Consider the following 19,080-nt stretch of genomic DNA (forward strand, 5'->3'; position numbering starts at 1 on the left):
ATTTATTAATGTTCTGTTTTCGCTGTTTGTGTTATGCCGCTCTGCTCTGCAATTGTATTCCGGGGCACACTTTTGGTTAGCCACATATTTCCGCCAATAACGCTGTTTTTACCAATCACCGTTTCTCCGCCTAATATGGTTGCACCTGAATAGATGATAACATTATCTTCAATGGTTGGATGACGTTTGCCTGTTGCTTTCTCCCTGGAACTGCTTAGTGCGCCGATGGTTACTCCCTGGTAAACTTTTACATTCTTTCCTATTATGGTCGTTTCACCTATTACAATACCCGTTCCGTGATCAATAAAAAATGATTCGCCGATGGTTGCACCCGGATGTATATCAATACCCGTTTTGCTATGGGCGTATTCAGTAAAGAGACGCGGCAGCATTTTTATGTGCTGTTTCCACAACTGGTTGGAAAACCGGTATATGGCTATTGCATAAAACCCGGGATAGGCAATGATTACTTCTTCAGGAGACTGAGCGGCGGGGTCGTACAGGAATATAGCCTGCGCATCTTTTTGCAAAGTATTGTACAGGCCGGGAAGCTCGGAAAAAAAATCATCGCTTGCCGTTTGCGCTGCTTTGCCATCTTTTACCACTTCATATACCAATGTAGAGAGGTGACTTTTCAGGGATTCAAAGGCCTTCTCCAGTTCGTAATGATTCTGCTGTCTTAAAGTAGCAGGAAGAAATAATAAGCTAAAAAGATCATCAATAAAAAGCGTAGCCAGTTCCGTATCGGGAATAGCTGAGAAAGTTTTGTTTTTCTGTTCGGCTAATTGCGCTATGAATTTTTTTTGAGACATTTTGGCTTTACGAGTATGTGTTGTTTTACATATGAAACGAAAATCGCTTTATTTTTTATTGCTGCTATTGGATCATGCAGGCGCCTACCGTTACATTACTGGTTTCATCAATTAATATAGCGCCCCCGTTAACCCTTAAATCTTTATAGCTGTCATATACCACGGGGAGTGCCGTTTTGATCACTACTTTTACAATATCATTCAGTTCCGCCTGCGCCGGGGCATAGTTTTTTTCTAATGAGTTAACATCCATCCGGTAGGTAATATCCTTTACTATACTTCTTACCCTTGTACTGTTGATCTGCAGTAAATATTTATTGCCGGGGATCAGCGGCTTGCTGTCCATCCAGCATAAGAGTACTTCCAGTTCCTGTGCGGTTTGCGGCAGATCATTGTTCAGCACAATAACATCGCCGCGGCTAACGTCAATATCTTCTTCCAGGTGCAATACAATTGCCTGTGTTGCAAATGCTTCATCAACGGGCCTTCCTCCATCTGTTTCTATCTCTTTGATCTTGCTGGTTGCTCCCGATGGTAAAACAGTTACGGCATCACCTTTTCTGTAAATGCCACTTATTATTTTACCTGCGTATCCACGGTAATCGTGTAGTGTTTCAGTTTGCGGGCGAATAACGTATTGTACGGGAAAACGTGCTTTATCCAGGTTGATCACTTTTTCTACCTCTACATTTTCCAGGAGGTGAAGCAACGACTGCCCTTCATACCATTGCAGTTCCGCAGATCGTTCTACAATATTATCTCCTTTTAATGCGCTGATGGGAATATAGGTCACATCATTTAATCCCAGGGCCCTGGCGAGTTTGGCATATTCTATAACGATGTTATTATACACGTCCTGCGAATAATCTACCAGGTCCATTTTATTAACGGCAACGATCACCTGCGGCATGTTAAGCAGGGATGCGATAATAGAATGCCGGCGGGTTTGTTCAGCAACGCCATTTCGTGCGTCAACCAAAATAATAATCAAATCGGAATTGGAGGCCCCTGTTACCATATTGCGGGTATATTGAATGTGCCCCGGTGCATCGGCAATAATAAACTTACGTTTGGGTGTAGTAAAATATTTATACGCCACATCAATGGTGATGCCCTGTTCTCTTTCTGCACGCAAACCATCTGTAAGCAGGGCCAGGTCAATATCGCCTTCTGCCCTGTTTTTGGTTTGCTTTTCCATGGCTTCCAGCTGATCCACCATTATGTTTTTACTGTCGTACAGCAAACGCCCTATTAGTGTGCTTTTGCCATCGTCCACACTTCCTGCTGTTATAAACCTGAGTATATCCATTAATATTATTTGTAGTTTATCGTTTGTAGTTTGTGTTTGCAGGTTTCAAAACCCCCTGCAACCTGTATCCTGTACCTTGCAACCTAAAAATATCCATTCTTCTTCCTGTCTTCCATTGCCGCTTCCGACACCTTATCATCTATCCTTGTTTCGCCCCGTTCACTTGTTTTGGTAGCAATAATTTCGCTGATAATATCCTCAATGGTTGAAGCATTTGAAGCCACTGCGGCTGTACAGGTCATGTCGCCCACTGTGCGGTAGCGCACTTTTTTCTGTACAATTACATCTGTTTCGTCAATCCGTATAAAATCGGATATTGCCACGTATTGTCCTTCGTATTCCAGCACTTCACGGTCGTGTGCAAAATAAATGGAAGGCAATTCTATTTTTTCGCGGCGTATATAGTTCCAAACATCCAGCTCCGTCCAGTTGCTGATAGGAAACGCTCTTACGTTCTCGCCTTTATGAATTTTACCATTATAAATGTTCCACAATTCAGGCCGCTGGCGTTTAGGATCCCATTGCCCAAATTCATCGCGAACAGAAAAGATCCTTTCTTTTGCCCTTGCTTTTTCTTCATCTCTGCGGGCGCCGCCAATACAGGCATCAAAACCAAACTCCTCAATGGTATCTAACAATGTATAGGTTTGCAACTGGTTGCGACTGGCAAACTTTCCTTTTTGTTCTGTAAGCCGTTTCGCTTTAATGGTGTCTTCCACATGCCGCACAATCAGTTTTTCTCCAATCTGCTCCGCCAGGTAATCCCGGAATTGTAAAGCTTCAGGGAAATTATGCCCGGTATCAATATGCACTAAAGGAAAAGGAAACTTTCCGGGGCGAAATGCTTTCAGGGCAAGATGCACCAGTGTTATAGAATCTTTTCCGCCGCTGAATAATAAGGCCGGTTTTTCGAACTGCCCTGCTACTTCACGAAAAATATGTATTGATTCCGATTCCAGTTCGTCTAAATAATCCAAATGATAGTTACTCATCTATTTTAATTAATTGCGTTATCGTTAAATTTCATTTTCACAGTTCCAAATTCTGTATGCGGTCCGACGTTCCTTCGTCACGTGCCGACCGCAACATTTTCCACATTTCCACACTTCATATTTTCACATTTTCCTCATGTACATGCAGTCCGCACTCTTTTTGAGTTGCATCTTCCCACCACCATCTTCCGGCCCGGAAATCTTCACCCGGCTTAACGGCTCTGGTACATGGCGCGCAGCCGATGCTTACAAAGCCTCTGTCGTGTAGGGGATTGTAAGGAATATTATTGGTATTGATAAATGCAATTACTTCATCTGTTGTCCAGTGAAGCAGCGGATGATATTTTATGATGTTATTGGTAGCGTCCCATTCTATTTGCTGCATATCGCTGCGATTGGGCGAATGTTCTGCACGGATGCCGGTGATCCATACTTTTTTATTTTTCAGGGCTCTTTGAAGAGGCTCTACTTTGCGGATAAAGCAGCATTGTTTGCGGTTGTCAACCGACTCATAAAAGCTATTGGGACCTTTTTCGGCAACAAATTGCTGGAGTGCAGAACCGTTGGGATAATAAGCTGTAATAGGCTGATTGTATTTTTCCAGTGTGCGGCTCCAGGTAGAATACGTTTCCGGAAACATGCGGCCGGTATCTAAAGTAAATACCTGTATATTCAGCGCTTCACTAAATATGAAGTGGGTGATTGCCTGGTCTTCCCAGCTAAAGCTGGTAGAAAAAACCACATCACCGGGATACTGCTCCGATATGTTCCGGAGATTTTGGATGATATCCGGCGTTTGAGTAAGTTGGGAAATTCTTTGAATTTCGCTTTGAGGAATCGTCTGAGTCATAATACACTAAAATTGATAGCAAGCAAAGGTATCCGTTGATACTATTTTCTCCTGAAGGTTGCGCTGAAATATTACCGGCAACAACAACAGCAACAATATTTTTTTTCGATTACCATCAAAGCGATATGATTACCCTATTAAACTGGTGGACAAAGATAATATAGAAATTTATACGGCCAACTTATTTCAAAAACAATTTGCATTTTTTTTTGATTATTCAATTGATTTGATCTTATCTTTGCGCCAGTTCTTATTATTATTACTTATCAAGAAAGGCTGAGGGACTGGCCCAACGAAGCCTTGACAACCTATTTCGCGCTGCAATTATTGCGGTGTGAGAAAAGGTGCCAATTCCATTTCCGCCCATGCGGAGCAGATAAGTCGGACGAAAAGCTGATTACTCTTAAACTGGTTATACTATCAAAGCTCTTCCCGCTGCTGCCGGAAGGGCTTTTTTATTTACTGGCTGCCGGAAAGCACTTGCTACTGGTTGTTAGTTGCTTTGCTCCTATTTCTTGCAGGTTATAATTTATATGAGAACAAACTTATTTGCCTGGATAGCTCTCCATTGGAATGATCATCCATTGATTTGCAGTTCCAGGCGAATATTAGCTCGGTGGATATACGGCGAAACTTTACGTCCAAAAAATTGGGAATGATGGTAAAGTCTATTAATTTTACCTGATATATTAGTGATATGTCATCAGCAACAATAAATAGAACATATTTTGTTAATGCATGCCCGTGCATTGGTTGCTGTTGTTGTATGCCTAACGGCATACCATCTGACATATAACCCCACTTCAGGTTGTTTACCGCTTTGCAGTATTCACAGCACTTCTTTTTTGTATATTTAATATTTATCATTACTCAATAAATTAATTTTCCATGAGCAACTATCGTTTCGAGACCTTACAATTGCATGCCGGCCAGGAAATTGATCCCACTACCAAATCAAGGGCCGTTCCTATTTACCAAACTACCGCATTTGGATTTGATAATACCGAACATGCGGCCAACCTATTCGGACTGAAAGAGTTTGGCAATATTTACACCCGTATTATGAATCCTACCACCGATGTATTTGAAAAAAGAATTGCAGCGTTGGAAGGAGGAGTAGCTGCGGTAGCAACAGCTTCAGGGCAAGCTGCCCAACTCCTGGCATTGCATAATATTCTGCAGGCAGGTGAGAATTTTGTAACCAGTTCTTACTTATACGGCGGCACGTATAACCAGTTTAAGGTAGCATTTAAACGGCTTGGAATAGAAGCCCGTTTCGCTGATGCTGATAATGTAGAAAGTTTTGTAAAGCATATTGACAAAAATACCAAAGCTATTTACCTTGAAACGATTGGTAATCCAAGGTTAAACATACCCGATTTTGAAAAATTCGCAGCATTGGCCAAAGAGTACGACCTGCCATTGGTTGTTGATAATACTTTTGGCGCCGGCGGCTATCTTTTCCGTCCGCTGGAGTGGGGTGCTAATGTGGTAGTAAATTCTACTACAAAATGGATCACGGGTCATGGCACAACCATTGGCGGTATAGTAGTGGATGGTGGAAATTATAACTGGGGCAATGGTAAGTTTCCTCAATTTACCGAACCCAGTGAAGGATATCATGGATTAAAATTCTGGGATGTATTTGGTGAAGGCAATCCACTGGGCCTGCCTAATATTGCTTTTGCTATCCGCACAAGGGTGGAAGGGTTGAGAGATTTGGGCGCCTGCCAAAGTCCTTTTAATGCATTCCTGGGTTTGCAGGGATTGGAAACGCTTTCATTACGGGTAGAACGCCATGTAGAAAATGCGCTGACATTGGCCAAATGGCTGGAATCGCACCCCCAGGTTGAATATGTATTGTATCCCGGATTGGAAAGCAGTCCCTATCATACACTGGCAAAAAAATACCTGACCAGGGGTTTTGGCGGTATCCTCAATTTCGGTATTAAAGGCGGTAAGGAAACCGGAAGGAAGTTTATTGATTCGCTGCAGTTGGTAAGCCACCTGGCCAATATGGGTGACACGAAAACTTTGGCTATTCACCCGGCATCCACTACGCACGAGCAATTAACCGAAGAAGAACAAAAGGCGGCAGGAGTAGAGCCCAACCTGGTAAGGATTAGTGTGGGTACCGAACATATTGATGATATAAAAGCAGATTTTGAACAATCATTTGAAAAAGTGTTTGCTTCCAAACATGCATTGAATTAGAAATAATGAAACGTGAAACCTGAAAATTTCACGTTTCCTTTTTATGTTATAAATACGATGCAATAAAGTTAGTTGCTACAAATATGTCTACACAGGTGTACACACATACAGAACCATTTATACTTGAAAGCGGAGAAACCATTTCCCAATATCATTTGGCTTATACAACACTGGGCAGGCTCAACGCCAGGAAGGATAATGTGGTATGGGTTTTTCATGCGCTTACTGCCAATAGCAATCCTACAGATTGGTGGCCGGGGTTAGTAGGCGAAGGAAAATTGTTTGATCCCGCAACCTGGTTTATTATTTGCGTAAACATGCCGGGAAGCTGTTATGGCAGTATTGGTCCGCTGGAAATTAATCCGGCCACCAATGAGCGCTGGTACCACGATTTTCCGCTATTTACCACAAGAGACATGGTAAGAACTTACCGTTCTTTGAGGGAACATCTCGGCATCAAAAAAATACAAATAGGGATCGGCGGTTCTATGGGTGGTCAGCAATTATTGGAATGGGCGATAGAAGAACCGGAGCTGTTTGAGCATGTAATCGCATTGGCCACCAATGCGCAGCATTCGCCATGGGGAATAGCTTTTAATGCATCGCAACGCATGTGTATAGAAACAGATGCTACATGGAAAGAGAAAATGCCGGAAGCGGGTTTACAGGGTATGAAGGCGGCGAGAAGTATTGCATTGCTCAGCTATCGCAATAACAATACGTATAATCTTACCCAACCCAGGGATAAAAAAACGGCCTGGCCTGTTTCGCATCCTTTTGGCGGAGAAGCGGCCGAAAGTTATCAGCGTTACCAGGGCGAAAAATTGGCCAAACGTTTCAATGCATTCAGCTATTATCGCCTTAGCCAGGCAATGGATGCGCACGATGTAGGCAGGGGAAGGAATTCTGTAGAAGAAGCTTTGGGCCGTATACGTTCCAAAACGCTGGTGATTGGCATTACCAATGATCTGCTTTTTCCGCCGGATGAGCAGAAAAAGATTGCGGATCATATACCCGGAGCTGTATATCATTTAATAGAATCGGCCTACGGACACGATGGCTTTTTGCTGGAATATGAAAAAATTGAACAGCTATTAAAGTCTTTTATAAAAGAAGATAAGGTGAGTTATTTAAAAATTGTAAATCAGTAAAGACATGAACACACAGCGGCAGTTGAATATTGGATTATTTGGTTTTGGAGTGGTGGGAGAAGGCCTGTATAAAGTGCTGGAGCAAACGCCTTCACTGCAGGCCACAATAAAAAAAGTTTGTATAAAAAACCCCGGTAAAAAAAGAAACGCTCCTGCCGCGTTGTTTACTACAGACAGGTTTGAATTGCTTAATGACCCTGACATCAACGTAATTGTAGAAGTGATCAATGAATCCGAACCCGCATTTGAGATTGTGTCTACCGCATTAAAAAATGGCAAAGCTGTAGTAAGTGCAAGCAAAAAAATGATCGCGGAACATCTTCCCGAAATATTGGCGTTGCAAAAGAAATATGATCAGCCTTTTTTATGCGAATCAGCCGCCTGCGCTTCCATACCGGTAATCAGAAACCTTGAAGAATATTACGATAATGATTTGCTGCATTCCATAAGGGCTATTGTAAATGGTTCAACTAATTTTATTCTCACCAAGATGTTTGAAGAAACGCTTGACTTCAAACAGGCTTTAATACTGGCGCAGCAATTAGGATTTGCCGAAGCAGATCCTTCATTAGACGTAGACGGATGGGATGCATTGAACAAGTGGACATTTTTGCTTACCCATGCTTATGGCATTGTTGAAAAACCGGAAAACATTGTTTTTAACGGTATTCAGAATATTAAGCTGAGCGATGCTGCTGTAGCGAGGGAAAGAAATTATGAAATAAAATTAGTGGCACAGGCTAAAAAATTAAATAACGGCAAAGTAGCCGCTTTTGTATTGCCGCAGTTTGTAACACACGATGATCCGCTGGCATTTGTAAAGAATGAATTTAACGGAGTGGTTATTGAAAGTAGTTTTGCCGACAAACAATTCTTTTATGGTAAAGGCGCCGGAAGTTTTCCCACGGCTTCAGCAGTGCTGAGTGATATTTCTGCGCTCAGGTATGATTACCGCTATGAGTATAAAAAACTCTACTATCATAATCCCCCTGAGCTTACCAATGATTTTTATGTCCGTACTTACCTGAGTTTTGACGAATGGAAGAGCATTCCCCGTGAAAAATTTGAGTGGATTGAGGAGTGGCATGCGGGTGAACGTAAATATCTTTCAGGAGTATTGCATTTTAACAACCTGAAAGGTGTTTCCTGGTGGAAGGAGAACAATGTTTCGCTGATACTCACCCCGGATGCGATTATCGAAGATATAGAAATACGAAAGCTTAAAAAGAAAAGCCTTGAACTGGCAGGCATTGTGGATTAAGTTTTTTTGTGCTGTTAAAAAAGAATAACTGTAATTGTTCGGGTATTAATCCTTTATCAAAAATAAAGTCGCTCTCTCAAAGAGGCGACTTTTATTTTATCTTTATCAGGGTAATGAATTGTTCCAAACCATAACTGCATGGGCTGCTGCTATGTGTATTAAGAAATGCTATATTTCAGGTATTATTCTGTTGTTTTGCCTGCGCGCTTCTTCGCAGGGAGAAGGATACCAGTTCATGCGGCTTGACCTGCGCCAGGGACTTTCACATAACCAGGTAAACTGCATATTAAAAGATAGCCGGGGATTTATGTGGTTTGGCACTATGTCGGGTTTAAACCGGTATGACGGCTATGATTTTAAAGTGTTTAAAAATGATCTTCGTGATTCCACTTCGCTTAGTGATAATTATGTAGAAAGAATTTTTGAATTGCCCGGCAGGAAGTTGTGGATAGCTACCCGGAACGGCAACAATATTTATGATCCTGTTACCGATAATTTAAGCAGGAATGATCTTCAGTATTTGTCGCAGTTGTCGCTCCCTCCCGGAAATGTATATGCTGTTGTAAAAGACCGGCAGGGAAATTACTGGTTCTTATACCAGAATAATGCAGGTGTATACCGATACTCGCCTTCCACTAAAAAAATCATGCCGTTGCAGCATAATCCGGATGACAGCTTAAGTATTGCTACTAATGATGTGGCGGCATTGGCACAGGATGGAAATAACAATATCTGGATCGTTCACCGCAATGGCATCATTGAAAAATTAGATAAAACTACCTACGATGTTATTCAGAGGAATGATCAAATGAAAAACATCACAAAAAACAGTATTCAGAATTATACCCTATTTATAGATAGTGACAATGAGCTTTGGGTGAGTGTATTGTTAGCCGGTAATCCGGGGGGTGTTTTTTATTATCAGCCTGCCGATGATCATTTGTCACATTTTTCTAAGGAAAAAGGAGCGATCAGGCTTAATACCAATATTGTAACCGGTATAACCCAGGATGAGGATGGTATGATATGGATAGGTACCGATCATGGGGGGATTAATATTGCAGATAAAAGAAACAAAACTGTTCGTTACCTGCTCAACGATGCCGAAGATCATACTACCATCAGCCAGAACAGTATTTATTCGGTATATAAAGACAGCAGCGGTATCATATGGCTGGGCACCTACAAACAGGGTATTTGCTATTATAATAACAGCATAGCCATGTTTAGTTTATTCCGGCATAAAGTTTCTGATTCCAATAGCTTGCCTTATGAAGATGTGAACAGGTTTGCGGAGGATGCAAAAGGAAATTTATGGATAGGGACCAATGGCGGAGGGCTGGTATATTATGACCGCAGTAATAATAAATTTTCTGTTTTTCGTCACAACCCCACCGACCCTAACAGCCTGAGTAATGATGTGATCGTAAGTTTATTTGTGGATCACCGGCAAAAGCTATGGATAGGTACTTATTTTGGTGGGTTGAATTGTTACGATGGTAAAAAGTTTACGCAGTTCAGGCACAGCGCTGCCGATACCAACAGCATTTCAGACAACAGCATTTGGGAAATATTTGAAGACAGTGATAAAAACCTGTGGATAGGTACGCTTAGCGGCGGATTAAACCGTTACGACAGGGAAAAAAATATTTTCCATCATTACAGGGTAGAAGACGGGCGTTCGCTGCATTCCAATTATATCTCCGCCATTATTGAAGATACCGGTCATAACATCTGGATTGGCACATCCAATGGCATTGATGTACTCAACAAAAAAACCGGCACTTTCCAGTACATGGGTCACGATGATAGTGACAGCACTTCGTTAAGCAATAACAATGTAATTGCCATTCTGCAGGACAGCAGGGGACTAATATGGACAGGCACGCGGGAAGGGCTTAACCTGCTCAATAAAAGCAACAATACATTTACTGTTTTCCGCAAGGAGGACGGACTGGCAGATAATACCGTTCTTACTTTACTGGAAGATAACAAAGGTGATCTTTGGGTGGGTACGCCCAACGGCTTAAGCAATGTGACAATAAAAAATATTTCAGGCAAAGTAACCATCCAGGTTGAAAACTATGATGAATCGAACGGTTTGCAGGGAAGGGAATTTAATGATAAAGCGGCTTTTAAAACCAGGGCAGGCGAACTTATTTTTGGAGGACCTTATGGATTTAACCTTTTTAATCCCGAAAAGTTTCTTTTGCATAAAACCATACCCAGGATAGCACTTACAGAGTTTTTGCTGTTCAACAAAACGGTAAATGTGGGAGAAAAAATAAATGGACGCATCGTATTAAATAAGGCTTTTACAGAAACGGAATCCATTACACTGCCCTATAATCAGAATGTATTTTCTATAGGGTTTGCTGCGCTGGGTTCCATCCAGTCGCTGAAGGGTAAGTTCATATATATGCTGGAAGGGTTCAACAAGGAATGGCTTACTACCGATGGTAAGCAAAGAATCATCACCTATACCAATCTTGATCCGGGCGAATATACATTCAGGGTGAAAGCGGAAGGCGACTTCCCGGAAACGAACAATGAAGGAATCGCACTGCGCATCACCATCCTCCCCCCTTTTTGGAAAACCTGGCCTGCTTTTCTGCTGTATATTGTTTTTGCGGCCGGCATCCTGTTGCTGGCACGCAGGCTTACCATTCAGCGGGCTAAAATGCGTTTTCAGTTTGATCATCAAAAAAAAGAAGCGCAACGCATACATGAACTGGATATGCTGAAGCTAAAGTTTTTTACAAATGTGAGCCATGAATTCAGAACTCCTTTATCGCTGATCATCACTCCTGTGGAAAAAATGATGAAACAGCCGGGAGATGACGGGCAAATAAAGCAGTTTCAATTGATATACCGTAATGCCAAACGGCTGCTCGGGCTGGTAAATCAATTACTGGATTTCAGGAAACTGGAGATGCGTGAATTGCGCCTTTATCCTTCTCTTGGCGATATTGTTGTTTTTGTGAAAGAGCTTACTTTATCCTTTACCGATCTGGCAGAAAGAAAAAATATCAGCTTTACTTTTTGTTCTTCGGCCGAATCATTGGAAATGCTGTTTGATCCTGAAAAGATCGAACGGATCATGTTCAATCTTTTATCCAATGCATTTAAGTTTACTCCGGAACATGGACGTATAAGCGTGAATATGGCTGTTAAAGAAACAGCAGATGCAGGGGAGCATATAGAAATTTCCGTTCAAGACAGCGGAATAGGGATCCCGCATGAAGAACAGGATAAAATATTTGAAAGATTTTTTCAGCATGAGGTTCCCGATAATATATTGAACCAGGGCAGTGGTATAGGCCTGGCTATTACACGTGAATTTGTTCGTTTGCATGGAGGAGGCATTGGGGTTAAAAGCAAACCCGGCGAAGGAACCGAATTTACCGTAAGTATTCCCGTGAAATCTCAATCTGTCATTCATGAGCGTGATGGCATTGCAGAGACGGAAATTGTAATGCATACTGCGCACGATAGAGCAGCAGATGAAATGCAACATAAGCCATCACGGAAAAAGGAAAGCGTATTGATAGTGGATGATAACGATGATATTCGTTTTTATATTAAAGATAATTTGCGGGCGAACTATACAGTATATGAAGCAATAGATGGAAAAGAGGGATGGAAAAAAGCGCAGGAATTTCAGCCCGACATGATCATCAGTGATATCATGATGCCTGGAATGAATGGTATGGAGTTGTGTCATAAAATAAAGAACGATGCACGAACCTCTCATATACCAGTGATATTACTAACGGCACGAAGTGCCGAAGAACAAAAACTGGAAGGTTTTGAAACAGGCGCCAATGATTATATCACCAAACCGTTCAGCTTTGAAATGTTGCAGTCGAGGATTAAAAGTTTACTGGCACACCAGGAAGCCTTGAGGAGATTGTTTCAAAAGCAGATTGAAATTGAGCCCAGCGCCATCAGTGTAACGCCTGTGGATGAACAATTTATAAAACAGGCAGTTGAAGAAGTGGAAAAGAACATAGGTGAATCTGAATTTTCTGTTGAAGATTTGAGCAAAGCGTTGTTTATGAGCAGGGTGGCTTTATATAAAAAATTACTTTCGCTTACGGGCAAAGCACCTTTAGATTTTATTCGTGCCATCCGTATGAAAAGAGCGGCGCAACTGTTGGTTAAAACCCAAATGACCATTTCCGAAGTGGCGTATGAAGTAGGGTTCAGCAATCCAAAATATTTTACAAAATTTTTTAAGAAGGAATTCAGCATGCTTCCTTCTGAATACATTGCCGCCAACAGGGGTAAGCAATCAAAAATGAAAGATAAGGAAGGATGAGTAGTGCAATAAGGAGTAAATGACAATATCAGGATTACAATAGTTTGCAGTTCAATTCGAAATACAACAGGTGAAAAAATTGAGCATTGAATACGGTTAAAACTTCAATGCTCATGGTCAGATTCTAATCGCGGAACACTTTATAATGTTTACTTCACATATTTTGCAAAAAAATCCATTGAGCGTTGCCAGGCTAATTTAGCGGCAGTTTCATTGTAACGGGTGGGCGCCGTGTCGTTGTGAAAAGCATGGTTCACTCCTTCATAAATATATTTCTCATAAGTAATACCGGCTTTTTTCAGCGCTTCCTCATAAGCAGGTATGCCGGCGTTAACGCGTTCGTCGAGCCCTGCATAATGCAATTGTACCGCAGCCTTTATTTTAGGCACGTCAGCCGCATTGGGTTGTCCGCCATAAAAAGCTACAGCCGCCTGCAGCGAGGGCACATTTACCGCTAATTTATTAGCCATACTGCCGCCCCAGCAAAAACCAACGCAACCTGCATGCCCGTTATAATCCCTGCGGCCGGGCAAATAGTCAAATACTTTAATAAAATTGGACAGGCTCTCTTCTGCGTTTAACTGCTGGAATAATTTACGGGCATCATCTTCATTGGCAGGTGTGCCACCTAATGGAGATAAAGCATTGGGTGCAATGGCCAAATAACCGGCGTTGGCGGCTCGGCGGGTAACGTCTTCAATATGTGCATTTAAACCCCGGTTTTCATGGATAACAACAATAGCCGGGTATTTTGCTTCTTTTTTTGGCCGCGCTACATAGGCCTGCATATTTCCTTTTTCTGCCGGATAACTGATGTTCTCGGTAAATAGATCGGCCGCCGGTATTGTGGCTGCATGAGCATAATTTAATTCGAGCATGGGCAATAACGCCATAGCCGCAGTAGTACTTCCTGCTAATTTTGCAAGGCGCCCCAAAAATTCCTGACGGCTTAAGGGTTTATGCGTGTACTCATCGTATAGATTAATGATTTGCTGATCCATATAGACTGATTTGGAAGTATAAAAATGAGAAAAATAAATTGTATACTAATATGGTTCAGGGTAGTTTTTTAATCAACAGCTTCAAAATCACCTTCTGTTTTAAGTGAGCCATTGCTGTTTGCCGTAATTTTTGTAGTAACTATAATATAAGTTAAAATTAAAATGCTAAAATAGCAAATTTATATCCGGCTGAAGAAAGAGCCCCAACTTCCGGACGGAATTATGAAATGAACAGGAATAATGGTTGGGAATTTTTCCCGGTGTGAAAAAAATTACTCAATAGCGGGCTTTTTTAAATGGTTTATCCTCATTTCTTATTGGCATGGTATTCGTTTTTTTACATAAAACAAATGTTATGGATAAAAATGAAAAACGCATGCTCATGGATAAAGTGCTCCGTGAGCTGGAAGATACCAGAAACACAGAGACATCCGTGGTTAAAAAGCTGGCGCAATTAGAAAGTGAAAATATTAACCTGGGAGACCGCTTCCTGGAAAAAAAATTGCCAGAAATATTCAACCTCGTAGACGATGCATTAAGTGCTACTATTGATTTACAAGCTGAATATACAGAGGTGAGGGATAAGTTTGTAAAGGACAATAAACTGGATGAAATTAATGCCGGGCAATAAATAAATTAAAAGCAAAGCTAAATTAACAGCAAAGCGTTTCAATTGCTGAAGCCTGAAACGCTTTGCCTGCTGTTTTTCATCCCTTTATTAAGGGCATCGAAAGAAGGTCTTTACTGTTGATCAGCACTTCAAGAAAATAGTTGCCGGGGGCCATCGTTCCGGTTCCATCCAGTTCGTATGTGTTTAATCCTTCGTTGCCGGTACCTTTTCTTTTAACAACCTCCCTCCCATTTTCATCAGTAACTTTCATAACAATATAGGCGCGGTTTTTCAGTTGTACATTAATGTGCAGATCTTTTAAGGCGGTATTTGGCGTTACGCTTACCATGTATAAGTCATCCGAATTATACAATTGTACCACCATTGTTTTTGAATACTTCACGTTGCCCTTATTGTCTGCAATTTTTAAACGGTAGTAATTGGTATTGCGTAGCGGGTTCTCGTCCGATAATGCGAATTCCGCTATTTGTTTATTATCGGAAAGTGTAGCTATGGCTGAAAAACGTTTTCCGTTGCTGCTGCGTTCTACTATAATATTATAGCAACAATTGCTTTTTATTTTGCAGAAAAGATCAATCTTTTTATTTTCTGCCGATTGTCCGCTAAAAGAAAGTATTTCTACACTTGCAGGAGGATCTAAGGCTTCGGAAGTGCTTTTCGCGGGGTTTAGGTCGGATGCATTTGCTGGAAAAGGCACAACTGTCAATAACATACAACAGCAGGCGATAATTGCAATATTCCCGATAATACGTTTCATTGTCTCTTGTTTTAGTTGATGAATACAGATTCGAACAGGGATGATTTCCTGATTGCCGGTTTTAATCAAAGGAGATAGAAATAGACAGATTACAACAAGGGATTAAGAAATGGTATTTCGGGGGGTATAGATATATTAACTTAACTATTTTGGAATACCCGGGATCAGATAGCCGGGGTATTTTTGCTGCTTACCTGAGAAGATACGACATCTTATTGAATGTACAACAACGGAATAAATAATATGGAGGTTTTTTTAAAGGCCCCTTAGACAAGGGGCCTTTTTCCGATTAGGAATTCACAACCTCTATAAACGCTTTCAAAAAATATTTTATAAAACCGGGGAAACTGCTTTGCTGAAGGTATATCCTTCACTGGTATCTACCTGTTTAATTCTGTACCTTAAGCTTTTCCCTTTTACGCCTTTGAGTTCATCTTTAAACTTATAATTTTTCACATCGTTGCTGTCGTCTAATGTAAATACGATAGCAATTGTTTTAAAATCTTCGCCGTTCGTACTTCTCTGAATTTCAAATTGCTTATTGTCTTTTTCGGTTATAGTGGACCAGTTGATTTCCGCCTTGTTTTTTACCAGTTTAACGGTCAGGTCTTCAAAATTGACAGGAAAATCAATCGCTGGTTTATTGTTAATGATAACAGAAGATGAAGGAACGATATGGTTGAACACACCCGCCTTTGCATATCCGAACAGTATTGTTGCAGCAGCTATATAAATCAATACGATCAACTTTTTCATTTTTATAGATTTAAGAGGTGGTAAAATCTTTTTTGGCCACAGGTAGAATTCGGATGGCTTTTGTACTGTGATATTGAAAAAGTGGATATGGTAATACAGCATTGCTGTATACGGCTGTAAACAGGATAAGGATGATTACGGTAATAAGAATGGTTATGACTGAAGCCTGAAAATACAATTCCAAATGACAGTTCCCGGATCAGGAAGTTTGGCTTTATTCAGGAAGTTCCCCGCGGGATAGTTATGATCTGTTGGGGTGGATTGTTAAAACAAAAATAGGGGATGCGAGGTAATAAAAGTTGGTTTATTGTGTGTTTTTAGTTGATATAGATCAATTAATGAAAAAGCATCAGGTGAGCCTGTGTTATCCTGCATGAATCCAGTATTTTACGCATATCCATAACTGTTATGTATGAAACAGGAAAAGAAAAAAGGATGCCATTTTGAAGCATCCTTTAGGTATCAGCTTAGCTGTTAGCTGTCAGCCTTGAGTTATCAGATAAAGATTACTACGATGGGCTATATACTCTCCTCTCACTTTTCACCTCTCGCTACTCACCAGCCATGGCACCTTATGCGTACGTTGTTACGCCAGGTACAGCTACAGGGTAAAACCCATCCGCATTGGGAACAACCGGCGGCATTGCTGCCCAGTCGTATTCTTTAGGATGAATGTCTATGCCTGAATTAATCGCTTTATCCCATTCAATAACCTGTCCGCTATAGGTAGCCATACGGCCAAGTATAGACGTCATGGTGCTTTTAGCTCCCCGTTCGGCATCCCAGAATTTAAATTGTCCTTTGGCCACAGCTTCGAACAGTTCATCATGCTCTGTTTGATAAGGATTGTTTTCTGTTTTGCGGTCAAACTGGTACAATACTTTTCCTTTATGATCTACGATGTTGGCGGCGCCTGTAAATATTTTTCCTTTTGTGCCTATCAGCAATTCATCAACTTTGCTCATGGTTTTAGGCTGGTGGCGGCACTGGCTGTTGAGTATAGAGCCATCGGCATAATGAAATTCCACAAAGTGATGATCGAATATTTCGCCATAGTCTTTTCCTTTTCTAACTTCTCTGCCCCCTATACCCTGTGCTTTAACAGGATAGGCGCCTTTAAACCAGTTGATCACATCAATATTATGAATATGCTGTTCAGTAATGTGGTCGCCGCAGAGCCAGTTAAAATAATACCAGTTACGCATTTGATATTCCATTTCAGTTTGGCCTTCTTTACGGGGATGAACCCACACGCCATCACCATCCCACCAGGCTTGTGCAGAAGTGATGTCGCCGATAGCATCTTTGCGTTTAAATAATTCACGGTAAGAATTTTGATAATGCCTTTGCAGGCCTACCACTACGTTTAACTTTTTTTGTTTGGCAATGGTTGCCGCTGCCAGCACTTTTTGAATGCCTGCAGGATCTGTTGCTACGGGCTTTTCCATGAAGATGTGTTTGCCTTGCTTAACGGCTTCTTCAAAATGTATGGGGCGGAAACCCGGAGGGGTTGCCAATATTACCACGTCGGCTAATGCTATGGCTTTTTCATACGCATCAAATCCAACAAATTTTCTGTCCTGCGGAACATCTATGCGCTTGGCATCTATTTCTTCAGAAATGGCTTTGTATGAATTGTCGAGCCGGTCCTGGAAGGCATCCGCCATTGCTACGAGCTTCACATTTTGTTTGGTAGATAAAGCCTGGGTAGCGGCGCCTGTTCCGCGGCCTCCGCATCCTACCAACGCTATTTTTATGGTATCATCGGCGCCGGAAAAATAATTGGCTTTTGAAAATAATGGTGCAGCCAGTAAACCTCCCGCAAGAAGAGAAGAGTTTTTTACAAATTCTCTCCGGGTTGATTGATTTGAAGAATTATTCTTATTCATACAACTTGTTTTATGTGAGCAATCATTTGTTTAAATACTTATTATAAAATGTTTCTGCTTCCTCTGCTGTGGGTTGTTTTTCGGGACGCACTATCCTGAATCCTACAAACATAGCATCGGTGAGCCACCAGCGGCTCCTCGGTATCTGGGGGTCTCTCTTGTTCCAGGAAGACTCCGAGTGCTGACGATCTGCACTTCTTAATCCTTCCGCCTCATCTAAGTAGCTTCCGCCTCTTATGCTCCTGGGATAACGTGTTGCCGGTGGCGTAAGCGGATCGGTAGCACCATCGCTTAACTTTTCGAAATACTTTTCATCATATTGATCCAGTGTCCATTCCGATACATTTCCCAGCATATCATATAAGCCCAGTGTATTGGGCTGTTTTTCTCCTACTTTGTGGTACTTGTTTTTACTATTGCCTTTATACCATGCATATTTACCCAATTCTTTCGGATTATCGCCAAAAGGATAAACGGTTGTGCTACCGGCCCTGCAGGCATATTCCCATTCTGCTTCGGTGGGCAAGCGATAAAAAATGCCCGTATTTTTATACAGCCAACGACAGAACATCAGCGCCGCATCCTGGCTCATGCTGTTAACGGGGTAACCACCTGTTTTACCCATTCCCCAGCTAAGATCTATATACTGCGGGGTGGGCCGTGTTACTGCATCCACTTCGGAACCAACGGGTGTGCCCTCATCGCGAAAAAAAGCATCAAATATATCATGCGATACTTCGTATGCGCCCATCCAGAAAGAAGAAACCGTTACTTTTTTGGCGGGTATTTCATCAGGTTGCTTTGCATTGTCCGCAGCATTGCTGCCCATGGTAAATGATCCTCCCTGAACAGGAACCATTTTTAAATTAAACTGTGTGCCGGGAACTTTTTGATCATACGCTTTAAAATCCTGTTGGGTACTGTTTTGCGCATGCGTAATAAATGTCAGATTGATCAATACACATGCAAATCCAAGCTTTCTCACTATTTGTAATCGTTTTTATATAAAGGAAAGGTAAGAAAAGAATTAATATCACCATTCATTTTCTTCGCATGCAGGCAAATTACAGAACAGCGGCATTATTGCTGTTCTGTGCTGTCCTGTAGAACCAATCATTTACCATAGCATTAAAAAA

General features: G+C 41.5%; 15 protein-coding genes and 1 riboswitch. Of the genes, 5 read left to right on the forward strand and 10 right to left on the reverse strand.

The genetic code is table 11. The annotated features are described in order from the left end of the window. Window positions 1–5 precede the first annotated feature (5 nt). The 5 genes from epsC to FRX45_RS12150 form a co-directional block, all read right to left on the reverse strand. Window positions 6–812: a serine O-acetyltransferase EpsC gene (gene epsC, locus FRX45_RS12130; protein WP_152268695.1), complete on the reverse strand. Its 807-nt coding sequence runs from the start codon at window positions 810–812 to the stop codon at window positions 6–8. A gap of 64 nt (window positions 813–876) precedes the next feature. Then, window positions 877–2,121 carry a sulfate adenylyltransferase subunit 1 gene (locus FRX45_RS12135; RefSeq protein WP_152268696.1) on the reverse strand — a complete coding sequence of 415 codons (1,245 nt, stop codon included), beginning with the start codon at window positions 2,119–2,121 and terminating at the stop codon, window positions 877–879. An 83-nt stretch (window positions 2,122–2,204) separates the two neighbouring features. Beyond that, the gene (gene cysD / locus FRX45_RS12140) at window positions 2,205–3,113 is read right to left on the reverse strand and encodes a sulfate adenylyltransferase subunit CysD (RefSeq protein WP_152268697.1); all 909 of its coding nucleotides are present in this window, start codon (window positions 3,111–3,113) and stop codon (window positions 2,205–2,207) included. Between the two features lie 115 nt (window positions 3,114–3,228). Beyond that, window positions 3,229–3,963: a phosphoadenylyl-sulfate reductase gene (locus FRX45_RS12145; protein WP_152268698.1), complete on the reverse strand. Its 735-nt coding sequence runs from the start codon at window positions 3,961–3,963 to the stop codon at window positions 3,229–3,231. A gap of 260 nt (window positions 3,964–4,223) precedes the next feature. Continuing rightward, window positions 4,224–4,346: riboswitch (SAM riboswitch) on the forward strand. Between the two features lie 139 nt (window positions 4,347–4,485). Further along, window positions 4,486–4,830: a hypothetical protein gene (locus tag FRX45_RS12150; RefSeq protein ID WP_152268699.1), complete on the reverse strand. Its 345-nt coding sequence runs from the start codon at window positions 4,828–4,830 to the stop codon at window positions 4,486–4,488. Window positions 4,831–4,851: 21 nt separating this feature from the next. Between FRX45_RS12150 and FRX45_RS12155 the strand changes: the two genes are divergently transcribed. The 4 genes from FRX45_RS12155 to FRX45_RS12170 all read left to right on the forward strand — a co-directional run bounded on the left by FRX45_RS12155 (window position 4,852) and on the right by FRX45_RS12170 (window position 12,910). Continuing rightward, the gene (locus FRX45_RS12155; RefSeq protein WP_152268700.1) at window positions 4,852–6,177 is read left to right on the forward strand and encodes an O-acetylhomoserine aminocarboxypropyltransferase/cysteine synthase family protein; all 1,326 of its coding nucleotides are present in this window, start codon (window positions 4,852–4,854) and stop codon (window positions 6,175–6,177) included. An 83-nt stretch (window positions 6,178–6,260) separates the two neighbouring features. Beyond that, window positions 6,261–7,328 carry a homoserine O-acetyltransferase family protein gene (locus FRX45_RS12160; protein ID WP_152268701.1) on the forward strand — a complete coding sequence of 356 codons (1,068 nt, stop codon included), beginning with the start codon at window positions 6,261–6,263 and terminating at the stop codon, window positions 7,326–7,328. Between the two features lie 4 nt (window positions 7,329–7,332). After that, window positions 7,333–8,589 (forward strand): homoserine dehydrogenase, encoded by a 1,257-nt coding sequence (locus FRX45_RS12165; protein WP_152268702.1) that lies wholly within the window; start codon window positions 7,333–7,335, stop codon window positions 8,587–8,589. Window positions 8,590–8,707: 118 nt separating this feature from the next. Then, window positions 8,708–12,910 (forward strand): hybrid sensor histidine kinase/response regulator transcription factor, encoded by a 4,203-nt coding sequence (locus tag FRX45_RS12170; protein ID WP_226805313.1) that lies wholly within the window; start codon window positions 8,708–8,710, stop codon window positions 12,908–12,910. 149 nt (window positions 12,911–13,059) lie between these two features. On the opposite strand, the gene FRX45_RS12175 is transcribed toward FRX45_RS12170, so the two are convergent. Next, a complete protein-coding gene (locus FRX45_RS12175) occupies window positions 13,060–13,911 on the reverse strand; it encodes a dienelactone hydrolase family protein (protein WP_152268703.1) in 852 nt (283 codons plus the stop codon). A gap of 355 nt (window positions 13,912–14,266) precedes the next feature. Between FRX45_RS12175 and FRX45_RS12180 the strand changes: the two genes are divergently transcribed. Then, window positions 14,267–14,542 carry a hypothetical protein gene (locus FRX45_RS12180; protein ID WP_152268704.1) on the forward strand — a complete coding sequence of 92 codons (276 nt, stop codon included), beginning with the start codon at window positions 14,267–14,269 and terminating at the stop codon, window positions 14,540–14,542. 76 nt (window positions 14,543–14,618) lie between these two features. On the opposite strand, the gene FRX45_RS12185 is transcribed toward FRX45_RS12180, so the two are convergent. From FRX45_RS12185 to FRX45_RS12200, 4 genes are all read right to left on the reverse strand, one after another. Further along, a complete protein-coding gene (locus tag FRX45_RS12185; RefSeq protein WP_152268705.1) occupies window positions 14,619–15,299 on the reverse strand; it encodes a T9SS type A sorting domain-containing protein in 681 nt (226 codons plus the stop codon). Window positions 15,300–15,629: 330 nt separating this feature from the next. Further along, window positions 15,630–16,055, reverse strand: a complete 426-nt coding sequence (locus FRX45_RS12190) for a hypothetical protein (protein WP_152268706.1) — start codon at window positions 16,053–16,055, stop codon at window positions 15,630–15,632. A 572-nt stretch (window positions 16,056–16,627) separates the two neighbouring features. Beyond that, the gene (locus FRX45_RS12195; protein ID WP_152268707.1) at window positions 16,628–17,944 is read right to left on the reverse strand and encodes a Gfo/Idh/MocA family protein; all 1,317 of its coding nucleotides are present in this window, start codon (window positions 17,942–17,944) and stop codon (window positions 16,628–16,630) included. A 22-nt stretch (window positions 17,945–17,966) separates the two neighbouring features. Then, the gene (locus FRX45_RS12200) at window positions 17,967–18,929 is read right to left on the reverse strand and encodes a formylglycine-generating enzyme family protein (RefSeq protein ID WP_226805315.1); all 963 of its coding nucleotides are present in this window, start codon (window positions 18,927–18,929) and stop codon (window positions 17,967–17,969) included. Between the last annotated feature and the right edge of the window lie 151 nt (window positions 18,930–19,080).

The sequence above is a fragment of the Agriterribacter humi genome (assembly GCF_009192765.1).
Lineage (GTDB): Bacteria > Bacteroidota > Bacteroidia > Chitinophagales > Chitinophagaceae > Agriterribacter > Agriterribacter humi.